4 protein-coding genes and 1 pseudogene are annotated in these 4,767 nt (G+C 66.0%); 1 reads left to right on the top strand and 4 read right to left on the bottom strand.

What is annotated here, in order from left to right; genetic code table 11:
* The first annotated feature begins 90 nt into the window (after nt 1-90).
* Nucleotides 91-1,641 carry a WD40 repeat domain-containing protein gene (locus AB0M20_RS28010; protein ID WP_364303181.1) on the top strand — a complete coding sequence of 517 codons (1,551 nt, stop codon included), beginning with the start codon at nt 91-93 and terminating at the stop codon, nt 1,639-1,641.
* Nucleotides 1,642-1,658: 17 nt separating this feature from the next.
* Here the strand turns inward: AB0M20_RS28010 and AB0M20_RS28005 are convergent, their stop codons facing one another.
* From AB0M20_RS28005 to AB0M20_RS27990, 4 genes and pseudogenes are all read right to left on the bottom strand, one after another.
* Nucleotides 1,659-2,444: a hypothetical protein gene (locus AB0M20_RS28005; protein ID WP_364303179.1), complete on the bottom strand. Its 786-nt coding sequence runs from the start codon at nt 2,442-2,444 to the stop codon at nt 1,659-1,661.
* Nucleotides 2,445-2,555: 111 nt separating this feature from the next.
* On the bottom strand, nt 2,556-2,756 hold the full coding sequence (locus AB0M20_RS28000) for a hypothetical protein (RefSeq protein WP_364303177.1): 201 nt from the start codon (nt 2,754-2,756) through the stop codon (nt 2,556-2,558).
* Between the two features lie 382 nt (nt 2,757-3,138).
* A pseudogene (locus AB0M20_RS27995) lies at nt 3,139-3,796 on the bottom strand (IS6 family transposase).
* A 760-nt stretch (nt 3,797-4,556) separates the two neighbouring features.
* Nucleotides 4,557-4,767: hypothetical protein (locus AB0M20_RS27990; protein ID WP_364303175.1), on the bottom strand; the 211-nt coding region annotated here is incomplete at its 5' end.

Raw genomic sequence — 4,767 nt, 5'->3', positions numbered from 1 at the left:
CTGCTCACTGTCGGTGGGGACGGAGTGGTCCGCCTTGGGGGGTTAAAGTCAGGCACCGCCAGCCTCACGCCTGGGCAACGCCTCACTCGTGTGACTGTCGGGGTCGCGTCCGCGGGGGTCGCCTTCGCCGCGGACGGCCGCACCTTCGCCACAGCGACCGGCAAGACCATGCGGCTATGGAGATCCACCGGAATAGCCAAGGCCGAGCCTGTCGTGCCTCCGATCGAGACACAAGCGGACACAGTGGAATCGATCGCGTTCCATCCGACGAAGCCCGAACTTGCCGTTGGGTACGAGAACGGGGGCGTGCAACTGTGGAACCTCGCGGACTCGGCTCGGCCTACATCCCTCGCCCGGTTCACCGAGCATCGGGCATCAGTCGGCGCGGTTGGCTTCAGCGCGGACGGCACGTGGCTGCTGAGCGGCAGTAACGACGACACACTGATGGTCCGAGATCTCGCGAGCGGCCAGGTCTTGCGCACATTGCCTTTCCCGCAAGCGGTCCGCGGCGCGCTGTTTCTTGGCTCCGACGACGAGATCGCTAGCGTGTGCGCGGACGCCTACCTGCGCGTCTGGCATCTTCCCGGGCCGATACTGAGCGGTGAGCAGACGGCGATCGCGTCGGTTCTGTTCCGGCCGAATGACCCTCAGACGCTCGCGACCGGCGGCGATTCGGACATCCTCAGACTGTGGAATGTTGCGGATATCCTGCGCCCGCGAGTGGCGTCCCGGCCGGCGACGCGGCACACGAAAACAGCGGACCGCATGGCGTTTCGGCCTGACGGGATGCTGCTGGCCCTACCCAGCGACGACCGGACGATCGAGATCTGGGACGTCTCAGACCCGCACGACCCTCACCTAGTCGGCGAGCCCATTCCCGCGCATGATGCCGCCATCACCGGGGTCGCGTTCTCCCCGGATGGCAAGATACTCGCATCTGCCAGCAGCGACCGGACCGCACGTCTTTGGGACCTATCGAATCCGGCTCGGCCGCGATCTTTAGGAAGTCGACTGCGCCCGGCGGTCACTGATCCGGGCGCTGCGGCGTCTGTCGCCTTCAGCCGGGACGGGACGATCCTCGCCGTCGGTTATGGAGCCGGGGCCGTCTTGCTGTACGACGTGACGCGCCCAGGGACCCCGCAGGAAGTTCCTTTGCCGCTCGACGCTTCTGATGGTCCGGTGCTTGGGCTGGCCTGGAGCCCTGACGACAAAACGCTCGCCACCGCAGGGGCGGACGGCCAAGTTACGCTCTGGGAGCGGGTGGCGCCGGAGAAGTTCGTGGCACATCAAGCTCGTGTGATGCGCAGCCATGCCGGCAGCGCGATCAGCGTGGCGTTCCTCGACAACAGTCGGCTGGCTGTAGGCAATGAGGACGGCTCCACATGGATCTGGGACCTTACACCGAAGGTGCCGACGGTGAACGCACAGCTCACCGGCGCGTTGACGGCGATCTTTGGGGTCGATTTCGACGCGTCGAGGGGTTTGCTGGCCAGCGGCGCGCGTAATGGCACAACGGTACTGTGGAACCTCGATCCCAAGGCAGTCATTGCCGATATCTGCCGCTTCGTCGGCGACCCGCTGTCCAAGTCCGAGTGGAGTAGCAACATCTCTGACCGGACGTACAGAGACCCGTGCAAGTGACCTACTGGCACGCCACCCTATTCCTCTTGCGCGGCCGGGGCCGGCTGCGCAGCGGGTCCGGCCCCCCGGTTGAGGTTGCCGACCTCGACCGGGCGGATGCGCGCCAGCACGCGGTCGGCGGTGAAGCCAGCGACCGCCCCGGCGGCCAGCGCGAATACCGTGATCGAGCCGTTGGCGAGTTGATCGCTCGGGCCCGATCCCAGGGTTTGCGACACGACATAAGTCAGAACCGTGATCAGCCCGGCGAAAGCGCCCCGCGTGACGGTGATCGCGGCAGGCACGTCGGCTGCCTCGGCACGGACTCGCCGTCCGATGCGCCACACATTCTGGCGCGACACCAAGGCACCACCAGCTGCAGCGAGCATCGCGATGGCGACCACGCCGGTGAGCGGCCACCCGTAGTAGACAGAGCCGGCGGCGACCGCGGCCGCCACCAACGCCAACCCGGCCAAATGGCGCAGGGCAAGCTGGCGTTGGTGTTTCTCGGCGGCCCGGGCCTCGTCCTTTAGCCGGCGGGCCCGCCGTTTGCGCTGCTCGTCGAGAGCGGCGACCAGCCGCTTCGCGCTGGTGGCTGACCAGGTCTCGGCCATGGCCGAGCGGAGGGCGGAATCGGTGTCGTTGCCGACTGCCCTTAGCTTGTTCCAGATCTCCTCGGCTGCCCCGCCGAAGAGAACTACCGGCAGCACCGGCGTCTTCTGGTTGAGCGCGATGATCCCGGCGATGCGGGTGGCCCGGGCGCCGCCGATTAAAAGCAACCCGTCGGCCTCGAGGACCCCGCCGTAAAAGGGGAACTCCCAGCCCACGTCCGTGGGGACCGGTTCAGAAGCCACGCGAGGGCCGCCCGGCTCGGATTCCCACGCCACCGGGTGGTCCAGCGGCTGGCGTACCCGGATCGTGCCCTTCGCTGCCTTGGGCTATGTCCTATAGCCCGCAACCACCGAAGGCTCGACGAAGCCTTCTTGCTCACTGAATACGAGCAGATCCCAGCCGGCCTCCGCGAGCTCCCGACCCAGCTCTCGGCAGACCTCGGGCGCCAGATCTAGTCTGTGAAGGTGCTTGCGATACTCGCGTTCCGGATCCGCGCTACCGCTGATCGCGATGACGGGACGCGCCATGATCACACTCCCTGTGCATCCCGCCGCCGTCCTCACTGCCGCCGACAATCCGGTGACCCCAACGACGTACCGTCCGTCCGAAGAACTTGTACGACGACGCGCTTCTCGCGGCATCCCTGTCCCGGCTGCAGCGGCCTGAGGTTACAAGGCGGTGTGGACCTCAGCAGCCGGGGGTGGGAAGGCGTAAGTCGGAGTTGCGATCCTCAGGCGTCGTGGCGGCTTGCCGACTGCCGATCCTGTGGGGCTCGCGAATCCGGTTTGGTGGTCTGACGTGCGAGTTTGTGCGCTGTCACGCCGGTCAGCAGTTGCCAGGCTGCGGGTGGCTCTGCTGCGTTGCGCGGTTGTCGGGCGCGCCGATCCCGGCCGAACGGGTTTAGATCGCTTAGGCGAGTTCGGTGAATGCCGTGGCGACCCGCAGCGCGGGGCTGGCGTCCACTCCGAGGTCGTAGTGTCCGCGGCGCAGATTCTGCACGAAGGCATGGCCGGCGATCGCCACCTGCGCTGTCCGATCACTCTGCAGGCCGCGCATCGGTCTCAGCCGGTGTTTGAGCTGACCGTGATCGGCTTCTATGGGGTTGTTGGCGTACCGCTCGACGTGGTGCCACGCCGAGGGAATCAGGTCATCGAGCACGGCAGGGTAGACCGGAGCGGCGTCGGTGATCACCTCGCTCGCGATCACCTTCAGCATCCGCAGCGCCCGGGTGAAGAACCGGCGGGCCGCTGCGGCGTCCCGACGCGCCGAGAGCAGCACGTCGATGACCTGTCCATACTGGTCAACGGCTCGATAGACGTAGCGCCAGACGCCGTTGACCTTCACGTAAGACTCGTCCACGAACCACCGGTCACCGCGGGTGCCGGGCGAAGCGGGCGACATCGGCCAGCAGCGGGGTGAACCGCTGCAGCCACCGATACACGGTGACGTGGTCGACCTCGATGCCACGTTCGGCGAGCAGCTCTTCGACATCGCGATATGAGAGCCCGTAGCGCAGGTACCACCGGACCGCCACCACGATCACTTCGGCGGGGAAGCGGAACCCGATGAAGGCCGAGCGGGGAGGAGACCAGGGATGAGACCGAGCCGCGAACTTCACTGGTCAACTTTGCCTGATCCTCCACCAGCCACCGCAACAGAGCCTCCGGCGGTCATGCCGGGAGGCGGGCACGCCGAGCACTCGGTCAATTTCGAGAGCGTCCCCTGACGATAACGTTGAGGTAGGAGCGGTCGCGGGAGTCTATCGATGCCTGCGGAACCAGCAATGGCTGGTCCCGCAAACATCGATGGACTGACTGCTCAGTCCATTGAGTGGCAGATGCTGCTGTGGTCGGCGTATCGGCCCGGGACTGTTGTCCGCTCCGCGGACAGTGCGGATTCGGATGCACCCGTTCGTGGTGGCCGCGTGGTGCACAATGTGCTGCACGTTTGCGGTGCCGAAGGCCAATGCTGCCAGTGCGGTGCAGGTGACTTGGGTTCTTGCAGGCGGTCACGGTGACCGATTTGATGTCCTTCGAGCCCACTCCACGCAATGTGTCCTGAATGGCGTTGTCCATCTGGACGGTCAGCTGGTGGCTGTAGTACATGCTGCAGGTAAAAGGTTCCGCAGGTGCGGACGGAGTCCGGTTTGGGACTCATCGGCGCGGGTGCATTGCCTCTGACCGGCGTGGTTACCGGCGGGTCGCGTCATCCTTGCCTTTTGATCTCGACGAAGTCGCCCAGGTCAACACCGGCGCGGCCGAGAGGCTGCTCGGCAGCGGCCAGATCTAGGCCGTCGATCACATGTCGGCGGCCCTGGAGCCGGCGGTTCAATCGTTGCTGAAGAGGAAAGCGATGTCGCCCGGGCCTTCGGCCTTCAATTCGAGAGTCCAGCGGTCACCTGGGGAAACGCCGTCAAGCAGGCGGTTCCACGCACCGTTGTCTTGCAGGAACACCGACGGTCCGCAGCGGATCGTGGAGCTGCCGTCGGCTGACTCGAGGCAGGCCTGCGCACGGGTGACGAAGTGGACTTCGGTCAAG

It is taken from the genome of Actinoplanes sp. NPDC051633, from assembly GCF_040681735.1.
GTDB lineage: Bacteria > Actinomycetota > Actinomycetes > Mycobacteriales > Micromonosporaceae > Actinoplanes.
The sequence above is the reverse complement of the archived record's forward strand: the minus strand, read 5'-3'. Positions and strand labels throughout refer to the sequence as shown.

Excerpts from the sequence above, each read along its gene's own strand:
- AB0M20_RS28000 (WP_364303177.1), bottom strand. The coding sequence starts at position 2,756 with ATGGCGCGTCCCGTCATCGCGATCAGCGGTAGCGCGGATCCGGAACGC.